Raw genomic sequence first — 15,115 nt, forward strand, 5'->3', positions numbered from 1 at the left:
TGCGTACGACCTCAGTTGGATCACCACGCCTTCCAGCTCGCCCTACTTACACTGATCAATTTGGTGCAGGTTGTGAAAATTTGAGGGGAAGGGTCAGGCTCTGACCCCGGTTTTCAGCGCACGCGGCGCATCGACGAGATGCGGTTGTTCATGCGGTCGAGGACGTCGTAGCGGCCCGGCCCCAGGACGACGCATTCGCCGCGGAAGTCGGCGTGCTCGCAGAATTCCCAGCGGCCCTCGCGGATGATGAGCGAGGTGGCGCGGTCGTTGAAGCCGACGTCGCTCAGCGCGCGCACGTCCTGCGACAGTTCCACTTGCTGGCCTTCGAAGCGCTGGCCGGCGAACATCACGACGTCGGCACCGCCCCGGTCGCCGCGCCAGCCGCCGCGGTCTCCACGGTCGCCACGGTCGCCACGGTCGCCGCGGTCGTCACCGCGCCAGCCACCCCGGTTGTCGTCACGGTCGTGATCGCGCCAGCTGCCACGGCCGCCGCGGTCGACCTGGCGTGCGGAGGAGATGGCGTCGTTGAAACCCGGAAGCTCGCGGTATTCGCCCGGACCGAACTCCTGGCAGCGGCCGCCGAAGTTGGCGTGCTCGCACAGCAGCCACGTGCCCGAGCGGATGACGGCGCTCGACGCGCGGTCGTTAAAGTTGACATCGCCCAGACTGGCGGCGTCGCGGTCGATGGTCACGCGTTGGCCGCGGAAATTGCTATCCGAGAACAGCGTCAGTTCTCCGGCAAAGGCGGCGTGGGTGAAGGTGGCCAGCACGGCGGCGGCGGCAAGCAGGCGTTTCATGATCTCTCCATGGGTGTGCGCCATCCGTCGGCGCCTGTGCTGTTAACGCGGGCGCCGTACGGACGGCTGACAGTTTCCTTGTAACAAAATTTTACGCGAACGGCACGCGCATGGCTCGATGTCTTCGGCCCGCAGCAGGTCGGCGATCCGCCGGCCCAGGCCATCGAGACCTCCTCACGCGGCCGCTTGTTCCTCCAGCACGGGGCAGCCGAACCCTGGCCGCGCCAGTTCGCGCGCCAGATCGGCACGCAGGGCGGAGAGCCCCGCGATGCGTGCATCGATGTCCTCCAGCTTGCGCACGAGTGCATCGCGCAGCAGGGGCGCGGCGGCGGCCGGATCGTCCAGCAACGGCAGGCCGGTCTCGATCTCGGCCAGGGTAAAACCAAGCGCCTGGGCGGCGCGCAGGTAGCACAGCCATTGCACGGCCTCGGGGGGATAGTCGCGGTAGCCGTTGGCGAGGCGGCGCGACAACAGCAGCCCGCGTTTCTCGTAGAAGCGCAGGGTGTCCCGGGTGAGGCCGGTGGCGGCGGCGAGTTCTCCGATCTGCATGGCGGTGGCTGCGATAAATACCTTGACCTTGGAGTGTACTCCAGGGTCGATGATGCCGGAACCTTCATCCCGGGAGATTTCCATGCAACTCAGCCGATCCGCTTTTCTCACCGTCGTGCGCGCCAGCGCCGTGTACGACCTGCTGCTCACGGTGCCGTTCGCCACGCCGTGGACGTTCGCCCTCGCGCACGCGCAGCTCTCAAGCCTCAACCGCAGCCTGGGCGGCGATGCGTTGCCGGACTTCGGCCCGTTCCACGTGCTGTTCGCCTGCCTGATGGGCAGCATCGTGCTCGTGTGGTCCGTGCTGCGCCTGCGCGCCACCAGCGTCGCCCTGGGCCGCTACGATGGCGTCGGCCGCTTCCTGTTCTCCACCTGGATGGCGTGGGCACTCGCCGCCAGCGGCGCGCCCTTGCTGTGGCTGTTCCTCGTGCCGGAGTTCTGCTGGGGCGTCGCGCAGTGGCTGCCGGTTGCTCAGGGCGACGGCAGCAGCGCCGCGCGCGCGCCCTTCACCAGCGCCGCGCCCATGCGCTCCAGCCGCGGCGGCTGAATGCGCCAGGCGTGCCAGTACAGCGTCACGTCGACGAACAGATCCGGCGTCAGGTCGACGAGGGCGCCGCTGGCGAGCATGTCCGCACACTGTTCCAGCGGCAGCAGGCCGTAGCCGAGACCGAGGCGGATCGCCTGCACGTACGGATCGCTGGACGGCACATAGTGAAACGGGTACGCGCCTTCCGGCAGGCCGAAGTGCTGCAGCAGGAAGGCCGTCTGCAGGCGGTCGTTGCGGTCGAAGACCATCACCGGCGCCCGCCGCGCAGCGTCGCGCGTGATCCCGCCGGGGAACCAGCGCGCGGCGAAGGCGGGCGCCGCCACCATCCGGTAGCGCATCACGCCGAGCGGACTCACGGTGCAGCCGCGCATCGGTTCCGTCTCGCCCGACACGCAGGCGAGCGCAAGACCCTGTTCCAGCAGCGCGAACGTGTGCCTCTGGTCACCCGTGACGAATTCCACGAGCAGCCCTTCCTCGATCAGCACCGGTGCCAGCACGGGCAGCAGCCACGTCGCCAGCGTGTCGTTGTTGACGGCCAGCGCCACGCGCACCGGGCCCGGATCGGCCTGCTGCTCCGCGAAGAATTCGTCTTCGAGCAGCGCACGGCGGCGCAGGAATTGCAGCAACCGCATGCCGGGCGCCGTCGGCCGGCAGGGACGGGCGCGCACGAGCAGCGGCGTGCCCAGGTCGTGTTCCAGCGCGGCGATGCGTTGGGAGATGGCGGACGGCGTCACGTTCAGCAGCGCGGCTGCCTGCTCCAGGCTGCCGCTGTCGACGGCGGCGACGAACGCCTCGCTGCGGCGCGGATCGATGGTCATTGGATTAGTCCAGCTTAATGAACTTTAGAAGTCATTAATATAATTGATGTAGCCGCGCGTACAAGGCATGCTGCTCCGCAATAACAACAGGAGGTAGCATGTTTTCACAACCGATTTTCTTGCAAGGCCTCGGCATGGGCGCGAGCCTGATCATGCCGATCGGCGCCCAGAACGCGCATGTGATCCGCACGGGCGTCGCCGGCCGCCACGTCGTGCTGACGGTGCTCACGTGCGTGCTGATCGACGTCACCCTGATCGCGCTGGGCATGTCCGGCTTCGGCGCGCTGATCGAGCATTCCCCCGCACTGCTGCTGGCTGCCCGCTGGGGCGGCGCCGCGTTCCTGCTGTGGTACGGACTGCGGTGCCTGAAAAGCTGCCGGCAGGGCGCCGCGGCCCCGCATGCGGGCGAAGGGCAGGCGGCGGCGACGGCATCGCGCGCGCTGGGCATCGTGCTGGCGATGTCGCTGCTGAATCCGCACGTGTACCTGGATACCGTCGTGCTGCTGGGCGCCGTCGGCAGCAGCCTCGCGGCGCATCACCGCGTGTCGTTCGCGGCCGGCGCGATGACGGCGTCGCTGCTGTGGTTTTCCGCCCTGGGCCTGGGGGCGCGCCGCTGCGCGTTCGTGCTGGCGCGGCCCGCCGTCTGGCGCAGCATCGAAGGTTTTACCGGGACGACGATGCTCGTGCTGGCGGCCTTGCTGCTGCTCGAGAACTAGGCCGCGAGCGCCTTCCCGTGCTCGACCGACATCTGCGCCGGCAGCGCGACGCCGTTCTTCACCGCGGTCAGTTCGGCGAGGATGGAGACGGCGATCTCGTACGGCGTCTTGCTGCCGATGTACAGGCCGATGGGGCCGTGCAGCTTCGCGATCTGGTCTTCGGTGAGGTCGAATTCGCGCAGGCGCTCGCGCCGCCGCGCATTGTTGGCGCGCGAGCCGATGGCGCCGACGTAGAACGCGTCCGTCTTGAGCGCTTCCATCAGCGCGAGGTCATCCAGCTTGGGGTCGTGGGTGAGGGCGATGACGGCGCTGCGGCTGTCCAGCTTCATCTCCAGCACGAGATCGTCCGGCATCGCATGCACGACCTCCACGCCCGGCAGGCTCCAGCTTGCGCGGTATTCTTCTCGCGGGTCGCACACGGTCACCTGGTATTCCAGGCCGACGGCGATCTGCGCCAAAAACTGCGACAGCTGGCCGGCGCCGATGATCAGCATGCGCAGGCGCGGACCGTGGATCGTGACGAGCGCCTGGCCGTCCATGCGCAACTGCTCGTCGGCCTGGCCCTGCGCCAGTTCGACCGCGCCCGTCGTCAGGTCCAGCGTGCGCCGGGTCAGCACGCGGCGCTGGGCCAGCGCGAGCAGTTCGTCCATGCGGCTGTGCGCCCCGAGCGGTTCGACGACCAGCTGGATCGTGCCGCCGCAGGGCAGGCCGAAGCGGTGCGCTTCGTCGGCCGAGATGCCGTACGTGATGACTTCCGGCGCCGTACGTACAATGCCGTTTTCGCGCACGGCCGCGATCAGGTCGTCCTCGATGCAGCCGCCCGACACCGAGCCGACGACGACGCCGTCCGCGCGGATCGCCATCGTGGCGCCTTCCGGCCGCGGGCTCGATCCCCACGTCCGTACGACGGTCACGTACTCGCAGCGCCAGCCGGCGCGCAGCCACTGGTCGCAGGCGTGCAGCACTTCGAGGTCGATACTGTCCATTGCCTTCCTTTGTTGCCAATCGATAATTCTTGAGCCCACAGGGTAGCATGCATCCTAACGCAAAAACACGAACCGCGACGGGCTGCGGCACCCGGCAAGACTGCAGGGGGAAACGGTATAAATCGTTTCCGCGCCGGCGGCGCTATACTCGCCGGATCGCGACCCGTGTTGGAGACCATCATGAAGCCAGACCTGTTGTCCCTGCTGCGCATCGATCTTCCCATCGTCCAGGCCCCGATGGCCGGCGTCTCGACGGCCGCGCTGGCGGCGGCCGTGTCGCAGGCGGGGGCGCTCGGCTCGATCTCCGTCGGCGCGGGCGACGCCGCGCAGGGCCGCGCCGCGATCGCCGACGTGCGCCGCCTGACCGACCGGCCGTTCAACGTCAACGTGTTCTGCCACCGTCCCGCGCAGGCCGACGCCGCGCGCGAAGCGGCCTGGCTCGACTATCTGTCTCCACATTTCGCCGCCAGCGGGGCGCAGCCGCCGGCGTCTTTACGCGAAATCTATAAAAGCTTCCTCGACGACGATCCGATGCTGGACGTGCTGCTGGAGACGCGCCCTGCCGTCGTCAGCTTCCACTTCGGCCTGCCGGATGCGCGCCGCATCCAGGCGCTGAAGGACGCGGGCATCGTGCTGCTGGCCAGCGCGACGTCGGTCGATGAAGCGCGCCAGGTGGAGGCGGCCGGCATCGACGCCGTCGTCGCCCAGGGCTACGAGGCGGGCGGCCACCGCGGTGTGTTCGATCCGGAGCGGGGCGATCCCGCCATCGGCACGTTCGCGCTCATGCAAGGGGTGGCGCACGCCGTGCGCATTCCAGTGATCGCGGCCGGCGGCATCATGGACGGGAACGGCATCGCCGCCGCGCTGCGTCTCGGCGCCAGTGCCGCCCAGATGGGCACCGCGTTCATCCTGTGTCCGGAGTCGTCCGCGACACCGCACCACCGCGCGCTGATGCAGGCCGGGGAGGGCGTCATCACGGCCGTGACGGACGTCGTTTCCGGCCGGCCCGCGCGCGGCCTCGTGAACCGGCTGTTCAGCGAAATCGGCGCGCCCGGCCACCCGCCGCTGCCGGATTATCCGATCGCCTACGATGCCGTGAAGGCGCTGAACGCGGCGGCCACGAAGGCGGGCAACAACGATTTCACGGTCAACTGGGCCGGCCAGGGATTTGCGCTCGCGCGTGCGCTGCCGGCGGGAGAACTGGTGCGCCTGCTCGGCGCGGAACTGGCTCAGGCGTCCGCGTAAGCCGTCTCGATGGCTTCCTTGCGCGGCCTGGACGCGATGTGCACGACCAGCACCGCGTCGAGCGGCAGGGCAGGGTGCGCGGCGCGGTGCTTCGTGAACCAGAACACCTCGTCCACGTCCTCGTCGCCGGCATCGTGCGCGGTCGCGAGCACGCGCTGGTCCTCGGGCGCGTCCTCGTAGTCGACGGCTTCCAGCGCCGCGTCGTCCACGGCTTCGATCCAGGCCTCGGCATCCTTGCCCCAGGCCTGCACATAGCGGGCGCCGGACGCGACGAGCCAGCGCGCGACGTCCCACAGCCACATTTCCGCGACCTCGTCCTCGGCCAGCACGATGGCGAGGAAGGGCGGGCGCGCGCCCAGGTCGGGCAGGTCGGCGTCGGGCGGCAGGTGCAGATATGTAAGAGTCTTTCGTTGCATGGCGCTAGCTTACCATCCTGCGTTACTATCTTGCTCGCGCCGGGACGGTCCGGCCCGATCCGTGGAGTCCCATGAAAATCCTTGCTTCCCTCGCGCTTGCCGCCGTTTCAATCACGTCCGCCCACGCCGCCATTCCCGTGTACGGCTTCTTCGTCAAGAACACCTATCCGCACGACCCGCAGGCGTTCACGCAGGGGCTGTTCTTCAAGGACGGCCAGCTGTACGAATCCACGGGCCAGAAGGGACACTCGTCGCTGCGCAAGGTCGATCTGAAAACCGGCAAGGTACTGCAGAAGAAGGACCTGGCGGACGAATACTTCGGCGAAGGCTCCACGGCCATCGGCGACACCATCGTCGGCCTGACGTGGCAGTCGAACGTGGGCTTCCTGTTCGACGCGAAGACGTTCGCCCTGAAGGGCCGCTTCAACTACAAGGGCGAGGGCTGGGGCCTGGCCAGCGACGCGAAGCACGTCTACATGAGCGACGGCACCAACGAGATCCGCGTCCTCGAGCCGAAGACGCTCGACGAGCAGCGCCGCATCCGCGTGACGGCCGAGGGCAAGCCGATCACCCAGCTCAACGAACTCGAAATCGTCGACGGCCAGATCTTCGCCAACGTGTGGGGGACCGATGTCATCGCCCGCATCGATCCGGAGACCGGTAACGTCGTCGGCTGGATCGACTGCACGGGCCTGCTGCCGCCGGACCAGCGCGGGACGACGAATCCGGACGCGGTCCTGAACGGCATCGCGTACGAGCCCAAGCAGCACCGCCTGTACGTGACGGGCAAGCTGTGGCCGAAGCTGTTCGAGATCGAGCTGGTGCCGATCAAGCGCCCGTGACCGTCACGTCACGGTGATCACGACCTTGCCGAAGTGCGAGCCGGATTCCATGTGCCGGTACGCTTCGCGCGCCTGGTCGAACGTGAACACGCGGTCGACGACGGGCTGCAGCCCGGTCGCCTCGGCGAAGCGCACGACTTTTTCCAGCATCGCGCGGCTGCCGACGTAGACGCCCACGAGCCGCTTGGCGGTCGCCAGCAGGGTGGCCGGGTTGACTTCGCCGCCGAAGCCGCTGACGCCGCCGATGATGGCGATGCTGCCTCCCATCGCGGTGGACGCGATCGAGCGGTTGACCGTCCCCTGGCCGCCCACTTCCAGCACCACCTGTGCGCCCGCGCCGTCCGTCGCGCGCAGCACCTCTTCCTGCCATTCCGGCGTCGTGCGGTAGTTGATGACGTGGCGCGCGCCGAGCTCCTTCGCCCGCTGCAGCTTGGTGTCGCTGGACGACGTGATGATCGCGTTCAGCCCGGCGGCCCGGGCCAGCTGCAGGCCGAGGATGCTGACGCCGCCCGTCCCCAGCAGCAGCACGGTGTCGCCCGGGCGGACGGCGTTGCTGGATTCGAAGATCGCATTCCACGCCGTCACGCCCGCGCAGGGCAGGGTGGCCGCGTCGACGAAGCTCATCGCGTCCGGGATTTTCACCAGCGCGTCCTCGTCCAGCACGACTTCTTCCGCGAGCATGCCGTCGACGTCGCCGCCGAGCGCGTGACGGACTTTCTCGGGGCTGGTCGGGCCATCCTGCCAGTACGGGAAGAACGAGGCCGCGACGCGGTCGCCGGGCTGCACGCGCGTGACGCCGGGACCGGTGGCGACGACTTCGCCGGCGCCGTCCGAGCAGGGGATGATGGGGTCGTCGACGGTGACGAGGTAGTTGCCGCTGGCGACCATCAGGTCGCGGTAGTTCAGCGAGACGGCGTGCACGCGGATGCGCACTTCGCCATTGCCCAGTTCACGGTGAGGAAAATCCACGCATTGCAGCCCGTCGATGCCATCGCCGGGTAAGATCTGGTAAGCCCGCATCGCTGTCCTCCATCGGTTGGTCGGCCGCCCACGCCGGGCGGGACGATATTGTCGCCGCAAGACCGGCGCGCGTGGCGCACGCTTATCTGGCGCTTATTTGGCGCTTATTTGGCGCTTATCGGGCCGCCACCTTGCCCCGCTGGCTCGGGATGAACTCCTCCAGCACCGCCTGTTTCATCAGCGCCGGCGGCAGGATGCCCTGGGCGATGATGAAGTCATTGAAGGCCTTCAGGCTGAAGCGGTCGCCCAGCGCGATCTCGGCCTGCGTCTTCAGCGCGCGCAGCTTGACGTAGCCGTAGTAGTACGCGGTGGCCTGGCCCGGCATGCGGTACGAATAGCGGTCGACTTCCGACTGCGCGAACGGTTCAGACAGCACGACTTCGCGCATCAGGAAGTCCTTCGCCTGTTCCGGCGTCATGCGGCCCAGGTTGATCTGCGGGTCGAGCAGGGCGCGCGCCATGCGCAGCAAACGGGCCTGCAGCGAGACGAGCTGGCCTTCCGGCGGCATGTACGGCAGGATCATCGCCTCCGAATACAGGCCCCAGCCCTCGACGTTCGTGCTGTTGAAGGCGAACCGGGCGCGCGCCACCGACATGCCTTGCTCCACCATCGACGCGAACTGCAGCTCGTGGCCCGGGCGCGCCTCGTGTGCCGTCAGCGTCCAGGCCATCGCTGAAAAATCGAAGTCGTTCATCTTGTCCTTCGACTTCGCGTTCGGATTCGCCAGCGGGATCACGAACTCGCCATACTCTCCCGTGTTGCCGATCATGCGCGGTGGGCTCATGAACGGCGCCGGCGAGCGGGCCGCCTCGGCCGGCGTCGCGGTGCGGATGTTCGCCTCGCGCGACGGCAGGGTCACGAGATCGTGGGCGCGCACCATGCCTTCGATATCCTTTAAACGCTCGCGGTAGTACGGCATCAGCTGGTCGGGGGCGATCGAGGATTTCTTCAGCTCGCGGATCACGTCGCGGTAGTCGGACGACGGCAGCCGGTTGCGCGCGGCGATGATGCCCGCCACGACCTGCATCTCGTCGCGCACTTCCTGGAAGTCGAAGCCGGCGCGCTCGATCATCTGCTCCGGCGCGATGTCGACGCCGACGTTGGCGAGGCGGTTCACGTAGATCGCTTCCGGCAGGCGCACTTCCTTGCGCGTGCGCGGCATCAGGCGATTGCGCACCCAGTCGTCGTAGTCCTTCACCTGGGCCTTCAGCGCCGCGAAGTCGCTTTCCCAGCCGCTGATGTTCGCTTTCTTGAACAACTCCTCGATGCCGTCCAGGTAGGTCGCGTTGTTGTTCAGGCCTTCCTCGACCTCGCCCACGTACGGGCCGATCAGCGTCTTGCTGGCGAGGCGCTCCTCGCCGCGGGCGCGCGCCAGCGTGGCGATCGGAGCGTAGCCGGCTTCCTTGCCGGCGTAGCGCTTCAGGCGCACCAGCGCCAGCTTCTGGCGTTCCGGCTTGTTGCGCGGGTCGAGCAGGGCGCGCAGGCCGCCGTACACGACTTCGCCCACGTTGACGTACTCGAGCAGGTACTTGTGCTCCAGCTTCATCGTCGCGATCTTTTTTTCGCGCGAGTCGATCAGGATGTCGAGGTCCTGGCGCACCTTCACGTCCTGTTCCTGTGCGCGCTGGCGGCGCAGTTCCGTGAGGCGTTTTTCGGTGTCGGCCAGCTCGCGCTCCCAGACGCGCGGCTTGAAGTCGGCGACCTGGGTGTCGACACTTTCGTCGCCCAGTTCCGTGGATTCCTCGGGAACGTATTTACCGGTGTCCTTCAGGACCGGCTGGGTGTAGGCGTCGCTGCGCGCGACCCAGGCGGGTGCGGCTGCGCAGGCGGCGCCGGATGCGAACAGGAGGGCGAGGCCGAGACGGATCATGATGCTGCCTTTCAGTGGTGAAGCAGGCATTCTAGAGCTAGATCGGCTTCACCACCATGAACCAGAAGATGAAGACGAGCGCGATGAATGCGGGCACGCCGAGCGCCACCCATGTGCGCAAGTATGTCCAGTACAGGGCAGGAAGCGGCGTGCCGTGCGGCGTCCGCCGCCATGTCGCGCAGGCGCATCTGCAGCCACACGACCGACTACCCGCTGACGCCCCAGCGCTTCCAGCCCGGCTACGAGGTCCACCTGTCGAAGCCGTCGCTGGCGGTCGTCTACGGCGCGTTCGGCGTCGGGCTGGCGCTCGGTGCGATGCTCAGCCGCCGTTCCTGATTTCCTTCGAGTGTAAGCGAGGCGGCGACATCGTGGCGTCAGGGTGCATTCACGGCCAGCTGCGCCGCGAACGCGCGCTGGTAGGCGGGGCGCGCCTCGCCGCGCGCGACGTAGGCGGCCAGGACGGGGAATTCGTCGAGGATGCCGGACGGCCGCAGCCGGAGCAGCACCGACACCATCATGAGGTCGCCCGCGCTGAAGTCGCCGTCGAGCCAGTCGGCATCGCCCAGGCGCGCCGACAGCTGCTTCAGGCGGTCGCGCACGCGTTCCTCGACGAGCGGGATGCGTTCCTTGCTCCAGGGCTTGTCGCCTTCGAAGATCCGGGCCGTGACCAGTTCCAGGATGGGCGGTTCGACGGTGTTGAGCGCGGCAAACAGCCACGTGATGGCGCGTGCCCGCGCGTGGTCGTCGGCCGGCAGCAGGGCGCCGTGGTGCGTGGCGATATGAAAGACGATGGCGCCCGTCTCGAACAGCACGAGGCCGTCTTCCTCATACGTCGGGATCTGGCCGAACGGGTGCAGGGCCAGGTGCGCGGGCTCCTTCATCGCGCGGAACGACACGAGGCGGACGTCGTACGGCAGGCCCGCTTCTTCCAGCGCCCAGCGCACGCGCGTGTCGCGCGCGAGACCCTTGCCGCCGTCGGGCGAACGTTCGAAGGCGGTGATCGTGATCGTCATGGCGCGGCTCCAGGGAAAAACGGCGTACCGTGCAGTGTCACGGTACGCCGTCGTGAGGTCAAGCGTAATTAAAAGCTGTAGTTCGCGCGCGCATACACGTAGCGGCCATTGTTGCCGAACGGCGTGTAGTTCGAGAACGGCGTGTTGCTGGTCGTGTTCAGCGCCGGCGGCAGGGTTTCCGAGTACTGGTCGAACAGGTTGTCCGCGCCGACAGCCAGGCTGAACTGGCGAGTGAAGGCGTAGCGGGCTTCCAGGTCGACGATCGTCTTGGCCTTCAAGGTGAAGTCGAACGCTTCCGTCGTGCCCGGCGACAGCACTTCGCCGTAGCGCGTGGCGCGGGCCGTCACGCCCCACTGGTTCAGCTTCCAGTTGACGCTCGCCGTGATCTTGTTCTTCGGCTGGCCCTTTTCCAGCGTCAGCACGTTCACGCGGTCGAACAGCACGGGCGCCGGATTCAGCGCGGCCAGCTGGGCGGTGGTCGGGACCTTGGTCACGTCCGTGTGGTTGAAGTTGCCGGCCAGCGTGAAGTCGAAGCGGCCGGCGGCGCCCGCGTTCCACGGCATGCTCGCGACGATGTCGACGCCTTCCGTCTTCGTGTCGACGCCGTTGATGAAGAAGCGGCCGCCGCCGACGCCGATGAAGCCCTGCGACACGATGTAGTTGCGCACGGCCGTCGACAGCAGGTTCTCCGACAGCACGATGCGGTCGCGCACGTTGATGCGGTAGGCGTCCACTGTCAGGCTGACGGGGGCGAAGCGCATGACGGCGCCCAGCGAGAAGTTGGTCGACTTCTCGGCCTTCAGCGGCTTGGCGCCCAGCGCGACGGCGACCGGATCGTTCGGCGTGAACGTCGTGATCTCGTACGGGATGCCGTTGACGAAGTTGGTCGACGTCGACGTGAAGCTCTGCTGCTGCAGCGACGGCGCGCGGAAGCCGTTCTGCACGGCGCCGCGCAGCGCGAAGTTCTTCGTGAAGTCGTAGCGGCCCGCCAGCTTGCCGGACAGGTTGTTGCCGAAGTCGTTGTAATGCTCTTCGCGGATGGCGGCGGAGGCGAGCAGCTTGTCGGTGATGTTCGCTTCGACGTCGACGAACACGCCGATCGCGGTGCGCGACTTGTGCGACGCATTGGCCGGACGGAAGCCCGGGAATACCTGCGCGCCCGACGCGGCCGGGACGCCGCTCGGCAGGATCACGCCGCCGTTGCGCCAGGAATCCGGCTCGCCCGCATGCAGCTCATAGCCTTCGCGGCGCGCTTCGGTGCCGACCGCCACGTTCAGCGGCGACGCGAGACCGCCCACGTCGAACTTGCGCACGCCGGTGAGGTTGTACACGAGCTGGTTGTACGAGAAGCCGCCCGCATCGAAGTTCGTCTTGCTGGCCGGGCCGATCGACGCGTTCAGCGTGTTCTGCACGTCGTAGTTCATGCCGTTCTGGCCGTACACGAGCGACGTGTCCAGGTCCCAGTCACCGAGGGCCCAGGTCATGCCGGCGGCGGCGCTGAAGTCTTCGACGGTCGGGGCGATGATCGGCAGGAAGCCGTCCGGGTAGATCGACTGTACGTTGCGGCTGTCCTGCGGCATGCGGAAGTAGCCGGCCGAGCGCGCGTCGCGCAGCTGGTAGCTGCTCCAGCCGTAGACCTTCACGTCCGGGGACAGGTTGTTGCCCACGTTGACGAACACGGTCTTCTGCTGCATCTCCGGGTCGCCGTACCAGGCGTCGAAGCGGTTGATGGTCAGCTCGCGCGGATCGTAGGCGCCGTTCACTTTCGCGTACAGCTGGCGCATGTCGTAGCCACTGCGCTCGGTGTGGTTCTGGTCCTTGTATTCGGCCGCGATGGTGATGTAGCCCGTCTCGCCCAGCGGCAGGCCTTTCCAGGCGCTGACGGTCGTGGTCTGGCCGTCCGTGCGCTTGCGCGAGTTCGGACCGGTCCACGTGGCGCCGGCCGGCGGCGCGGCGTTCAGCAAGTCGTATTCCGAGATGTGCGTGCCGTAGGTGATCGTGCCTTCGCCGCCCGTGCGGTCCGTGCGCAGGCGGACGTTGACGACGCCCGAGATCGCGTCGGAACCGTATTGCGCGGCCGCGCCGTCGCGCAGCACCTCGATGCTTTTCACGATGGCGGACGGCACCGTGTTCAGGTCGACGGCGGCCGAGCCGCGGCCGATCGAGCCGTTCAGGTTCACCAGCGACGAGGTGTGGCGGCGCTTGGAGTTCACCAGCACGAGGCTCTGGTCCGGCGCCATGCCGCGCAGGGTGGCGGGGCGGACGGTGTCCGTGCCGTCCGTCAGCGTGGGACGCGGGAAGTTCAGCGACGGCAGCGCCACCGACAGGGCCTGGTTCAGTTCGGTCGAACCCGTCGTCTTGAGGGTGTCGGCCGAGATGATGTCGACGGGAGAGGCCGTGTCGAGCGCCGTGCGGTTGGCGACGCGGGTACCGGTCACGACGACGGTGGCGGTGCTGTCCTGGGACTGGGCCAGCAGCGGCGTGCCGGCGAACAGGGTGGCGATGGAGAGGGCGAGTACGGATTTTTGCGGCACGAATCGTTGTTGCATTCTCTTGATCCTTATTCTTGGTCTAGGCCCGCGGGGCGGCGGGTTGCGGATACAACGGGCAAGCGCATTGATACTGGCGCGCGCTTGTTATCGTTGTCAATTGTGCTAACCCGCATTAGATGTAAGGACGCAACAGTTGATCATGCGCGCTGCATGGCGCCCCAAGCCGTCATCCCCGCGCCTAAACCGTCATCCCCGCGCAAGCGGGGATCCATGCCGGGCAACAGGATGCGGTACGTTGGACGCATTTGCAGCGTATCCAACGACGTGACTTCGGAAGTCCAGCATGGGCCCCCGCCTTCGCGGGGACGACGGTCGGGTTACTTTCCGCGGATTTTCTGCACCAGCGTGACCACCGCCAGCACGACCGCGCCGACGACGACACCCGCCGCGGCATCGACGACGGCCGGTGCCACGGCCGCCAGCAGCCTGCCCACGACCGGGACGCCCGCCACCGCCGCAGCGGCGCTCTCGGCCAGATGGTGCAGCGGCTCGAACGCGTGGCCGATGATGCCGCCGCCGACCATGAACATGGCCACGGTGCCGATCACGGACAGCGACTTCATCAGGCGAGGCGCGGCCGCCAGCAGCAGGTTGCCGATGGCGCGCGCGGCACTGCTCGCGCGGCGGCTCAGGTACAGCCCGAGGTCGTCGATCTTGACGATGCCCGCGACGATACCGTAGACGCCGATCGTCATCGCGACCGCCACCGCGACGAGGGCCGCCACCTGCGCGCCGAACGACGCGCCCTGTTCGTTGACGACGCCCAGCGAGATCACGATGATTTCCGCCGACAGGATGAAATCGGTGCGGATCGCGCCCTTGATCTTGTCCTTTTCGACCGCGCGCATGTCGGCATTGGCCGCCAGCGCCGTCGCCAGTTCTTCTTCGTGCGCCGCATCCTCGGCGGCGCTGTGCAGCAGTTTATGGGCCACTTTCTCGAAGCCTTCGAAGCACAGGTAGGCGCCGCCCACCATCAGCATCGGCGTGATCGCCTGCGGCAGGAAGGCAGAGATGGCGAGCGCGGCCGGCACGAGGATCGCCTTGTTGCGCAGCGAGCCCATCGCCACCGCCCACACGACGGGCAGCTCGCGGTCGGCGTTCACGCCTGTCACCTGCTGGGCGTTGAGGGCGAGATCGTCGCCCAGCACGCCGGCCGTCTTCTTGGCGGCCACCTTGCTCATCAGGGCCACGTCGTCGAGCACGGTGGCAATGTCATCGATAAGTGCCAATAAACTTCCTGCAGCCATGTACCGCTCCCCAATATCAATATGCTCACATCTTAACCGAGACGACCCGTCGGTCCGGTACACGGTTCAGGCGCGTTTTCTGCGTTTCAAACCCGAAAATCTGCATCTCGTCGCTTTCCCGTGCAGCTCATCGCGGGCGATACGTATAGTGACAACATTGGCTGCGGTGCAGCAGCCTTTCCGACCTGAAGGAGATGCCCATGAACCAGAACCTCGACCTGCCGTCCGTTCCGCGCCGCCGTGCCCGTCCTCCGAAGCGCAAGACCCGTATCACCATCTACCTCGACGACGAGGTCCTGGACGAATTCCGCTCGCGCGCCGAGCGCACCGGCACCGGTTACCAGACGCTGATCAACGCGGCGCTGCGCCTGCGCCTGGCCAGCGGCGACGCGAATCCGGCCGCGGCCTGAGCAAAAAATCGCAGAAACCCCGCCAATACAGGGTGTATGACGTGTAAGAAGATTACGCGTAGCAATTAATTATGCTAATCTTCCGGC

The 15,115-nt window shown here is 67.3% G+C and carries 17 protein-coding genes; 6 read left to right on the plus strand and 11 right to left on the minus strand.

Annotated features, from left to right (window positions below):
* Positions 1-113 precede the first annotated feature (113 nt).
* Together ASD28_RS07475 and ASD28_RS07480 are read right to left on the minus strand one after the other, a co-directional pair.
* Entirely contained in the window at positions 114-797 is a 684-nt protein-coding gene (locus ASD28_RS07475; RefSeq protein ID WP_156403914.1) for a beta/gamma crystallin-related protein, read from the minus strand.
* A 174-nt stretch (positions 798-971) separates the two neighbouring features.
* Positions 972-1,430, minus strand: coding sequence for a MerR family transcriptional regulator (locus tag ASD28_RS07480; RefSeq protein ID WP_371831757.1), 459 nt, complete (start codon positions 1,428-1,430; stop codon positions 972-974).
* Between ASD28_RS07480 and ASD28_RS07485 the strand changes: the two genes are divergently transcribed.
* Positions 1,429-1,893 carry a hypothetical protein gene (locus ASD28_RS07485; protein ID WP_056125951.1) on the plus strand — a complete coding sequence of 155 codons (465 nt, stop codon included), beginning with the start codon at positions 1,429-1,431 and terminating at the stop codon, positions 1,891-1,893. The two genes, ASD28_RS07480 and ASD28_RS07485, sit on opposite strands and share 2 nt — an antisense overlap.
* Here ASD28_RS07485 and ASD28_RS07490 read toward each other — a convergent pair.
* Positions 1,818-2,711 (minus strand): LysR family transcriptional regulator ArgP, encoded by an 894-nt coding sequence (locus tag ASD28_RS07490; RefSeq protein ID WP_056125953.1) that lies wholly within the window; start codon positions 2,709-2,711, stop codon positions 1,818-1,820. The two genes, ASD28_RS07485 and ASD28_RS07490, sit on opposite strands and share 76 nt — an antisense overlap.
* Positions 2,712-2,809: 98 nt before the next feature.
* On the opposite strand from ASD28_RS07490, the gene ASD28_RS07495 reads away from it, so the two are divergent.
* Positions 2,810-3,427: a LysE/ArgO family amino acid transporter gene (locus tag ASD28_RS07495; RefSeq protein ID WP_056125955.1), complete on the plus strand. Its 618-nt coding sequence runs from the start codon at positions 2,810-2,812 to the stop codon at positions 3,425-3,427.
* Here the strand turns inward: ASD28_RS07495 and ASD28_RS07500 are convergent.
* On the minus strand, positions 3,424-4,413 hold the full coding sequence (locus tag ASD28_RS07500; RefSeq protein ID WP_056125957.1) for an XdhC family protein: 990 nt from the start codon (positions 4,411-4,413) through the stop codon (positions 3,424-3,426). The genes ASD28_RS07495 and ASD28_RS07500 overlap by 4 nt on opposite strands.
* 180 nt (positions 4,414-4,593) lie before the next feature.
* Here ASD28_RS07500 and ASD28_RS07505 point away from each other — a divergent pair, with 180 nt between their 5' ends.
* Complete coding sequence (locus ASD28_RS07505; protein WP_056125959.1) at positions 4,594-5,658, plus strand: nitronate monooxygenase family protein; 1,065 nt, start codon at positions 4,594-4,596, stop codon at positions 5,656-5,658.
* Here the strand turns inward: ASD28_RS07505 and ASD28_RS31685 are convergent.
* Positions 5,643-6,074, minus strand: coding sequence for a hypothetical protein (locus ASD28_RS31685; RefSeq protein ID WP_056125961.1), 432 nt, complete (start codon positions 6,072-6,074; stop codon positions 5,643-5,645). The two genes, ASD28_RS07505 and ASD28_RS31685, sit on opposite strands and share 16 nt — an antisense overlap.
* 71 nt (positions 6,075-6,145) lie before the next feature.
* On the opposite strand from ASD28_RS31685, the gene ASD28_RS07515 reads away from it, so the two are divergent.
* Positions 6,146-6,916, plus strand: coding sequence for a glutaminyl-peptide cyclotransferase (locus ASD28_RS07515; RefSeq protein WP_056125963.1), 771 nt, complete (start codon positions 6,146-6,148; stop codon positions 6,914-6,916).
* 3 nt (positions 6,917-6,919) lie between these two features.
* On the opposite strand, the gene ASD28_RS07520 is transcribed toward ASD28_RS07515, so the two are convergent.
* From ASD28_RS07520 to ASD28_RS33165, 3 genes are all read right to left on the minus strand, one after another.
* Complete coding sequence (locus ASD28_RS07520) at positions 6,920-7,936, minus strand: NAD(P)-dependent alcohol dehydrogenase (protein WP_056125965.1); 1,017 nt, start codon at positions 7,934-7,936, stop codon at positions 6,920-6,922.
* Positions 7,937-8,051: 115 nt separating this feature from the next.
* Positions 8,052-9,806, minus strand: coding sequence for a DUF885 domain-containing protein (locus ASD28_RS07525; protein ID WP_156403915.1), 1,755 nt, complete (start codon positions 9,804-9,806; stop codon positions 8,052-8,054).
* Between the two features lie 37 nt (positions 9,807-9,843).
* Positions 9,844-9,915, minus strand: a complete 72-nt coding sequence (locus ASD28_RS33165; RefSeq protein ID WP_307167732.1) for a hypothetical protein — start codon at positions 9,913-9,915, stop codon at positions 9,844-9,846.
* A gap of 14 nt (positions 9,916-9,929) precedes the next feature.
* Here ASD28_RS33165 and ASD28_RS33170 point away from each other — a divergent pair, with 14 nt between their 5' ends.
* A complete protein-coding gene (locus tag ASD28_RS33170; RefSeq protein WP_162252924.1) occupies positions 9,930-10,142 on the plus strand; it encodes a hypothetical protein in 213 nt (70 codons plus the stop codon).
* Between the two features lie 38 nt (positions 10,143-10,180).
* Here the strand turns inward: ASD28_RS33170 and ASD28_RS07530 are convergent, their stop codons facing one another.
* The 3 genes from ASD28_RS07530 to ASD28_RS07540 form a co-directional block, all read right to left on the minus strand.
* Positions 10,181-10,819: a glutathione S-transferase family protein gene (locus tag ASD28_RS07530; RefSeq protein ID WP_056125966.1), complete on the minus strand. Its 639-nt coding sequence runs from the start codon at positions 10,817-10,819 to the stop codon at positions 10,181-10,183.
* A gap of 68 nt (positions 10,820-10,887) precedes the next feature.
* Positions 10,888-13,368: a TonB-dependent siderophore receptor gene (locus tag ASD28_RS07535; RefSeq protein ID WP_056125967.1), complete on the minus strand. Its 2,481-nt coding sequence runs from the start codon at positions 13,366-13,368 to the stop codon at positions 10,888-10,890.
* Between the two features lie 320 nt (positions 13,369-13,688).
* Positions 13,689-14,618 (minus strand): DUF808 domain-containing protein, encoded by a 930-nt coding sequence (locus ASD28_RS07540; protein WP_056125969.1) that lies wholly within the window; start codon positions 14,616-14,618, stop codon positions 13,689-13,691.
* 200 nt (positions 14,619-14,818) lie between these two features.
* Here ASD28_RS07540 and ASD28_RS07545 point away from each other — a divergent pair, with 200 nt between their 5' ends.
* Entirely contained in the window at positions 14,819-15,028 is a 210-nt protein-coding gene (locus ASD28_RS07545) for a BrnA antitoxin family protein (protein WP_036239616.1), read from the plus strand.
* Positions 15,029-15,115: the final 87 nt, after the last annotated feature.

Source organism: Massilia sp. Root133, assembly GCF_001426525.1.
GTDB lineage: Bacteria > Pseudomonadota > Gammaproteobacteria > Burkholderiales > Burkholderiaceae_D > Telluria > Telluria orientalis.

What these genes read in the sequence shown, in the direction of transcription:
- ASD28_RS07475 (WP_156403914.1), bottom strand. Translation starts at nt 797, where the DNA reads ATGAAACGCCTGCTTGCCGCCGCCGCCGTGCTGGCCACCTTCACCCAC.
- ASD28_RS07485 (WP_056125951.1), top strand. Translation starts at nt 1,429, where the DNA reads ATGCAACTCAGCCGATCCGCTTTTCTCACCGTCGTGCGCGCCAGCGCC.
- ASD28_RS07480 (WP_371831757.1), bottom strand. Translation starts at nt 1,430, where the DNA reads ATGGAAATCTCCCGGGATGAAGGTTCCGGCATCATCGACCCTGGAGTA.
- ASD28_RS07490 (WP_056125953.1), bottom strand. Translation starts at nt 2,711, where the DNA reads ATGACCATCGATCCGCGCCGCAGCGAGGCGTTCGTCGCCGCCGTCGAC.
- ASD28_RS07495 (WP_056125955.1), top strand. Translation starts at nt 2,810, where the DNA reads ATGTTTTCACAACCGATTTTCTTGCAAGGCCTCGGCATGGGCGCGAGC.
- ASD28_RS07500 (WP_056125957.1), bottom strand. Translation starts at nt 4,413, where the DNA reads ATGGACAGTATCGACCTCGAAGTGCTGCACGCCTGCGACCAGTGGCTG.
- ASD28_RS07505 (WP_056125959.1), top strand. Translation starts at nt 4,594, where the DNA reads ATGAAGCCAGACCTGTTGTCCCTGCTGCGCATCGATCTTCCCATCGTC.
- ASD28_RS31685 (WP_056125961.1), bottom strand. Translation starts at nt 6,074, where the DNA reads ATGCAACGAAAGACTCTTACATATCTGCACCTGCCGCCCGACGCCGAC.
- ASD28_RS07515 (WP_056125963.1), top strand. Translation starts at nt 6,146, where the DNA reads ATGAAAATCCTTGCTTCCCTCGCGCTTGCCGCCGTTTCAATCACGTCC.
- ASD28_RS07520 (WP_056125965.1), bottom strand. Translation starts at nt 7,936, where the DNA reads ATGCGGGCTTACCAGATCTTACCCGGCGATGGCATCGACGGGCTGCAA.
- ASD28_RS07525 (WP_156403915.1), bottom strand. Translation starts at nt 9,806, where the DNA reads ATGATCCGTCTCGGCCTCGCCCTCCTGTTCGCATCCGGCGCCGCCTGC.
- ASD28_RS33170 (WP_162252924.1), top strand. Translation starts at nt 9,930, where the DNA reads ATGTCCAGTACAGGGCAGGAAGCGGCGTGCCGTGCGGCGTCCGCCGCC.
- ASD28_RS07530 (WP_056125966.1), bottom strand. Translation starts at nt 10,819, where the DNA reads ATGACGATCACGATCACCGCCTTCGAACGTTCGCCCGACGGCGGCAAG.
- ASD28_RS07535 (WP_056125967.1), bottom strand. Translation starts at nt 13,368, where the DNA reads ATGCAACAACGATTCGTGCCGCAAAAATCCGTACTCGCCCTCTCCATC.
- ASD28_RS07540 (WP_056125969.1), bottom strand. Translation starts at nt 14,618, where the DNA reads ATGGCTGCAGGAAGTTTATTGGCACTTATCGATGACATTGCCACCGTG.
- ASD28_RS07545 (WP_036239616.1), top strand. Translation starts at nt 14,819, where the DNA reads ATGAACCAGAACCTCGACCTGCCGTCCGTTCCGCGCCGCCGTGCCCGT.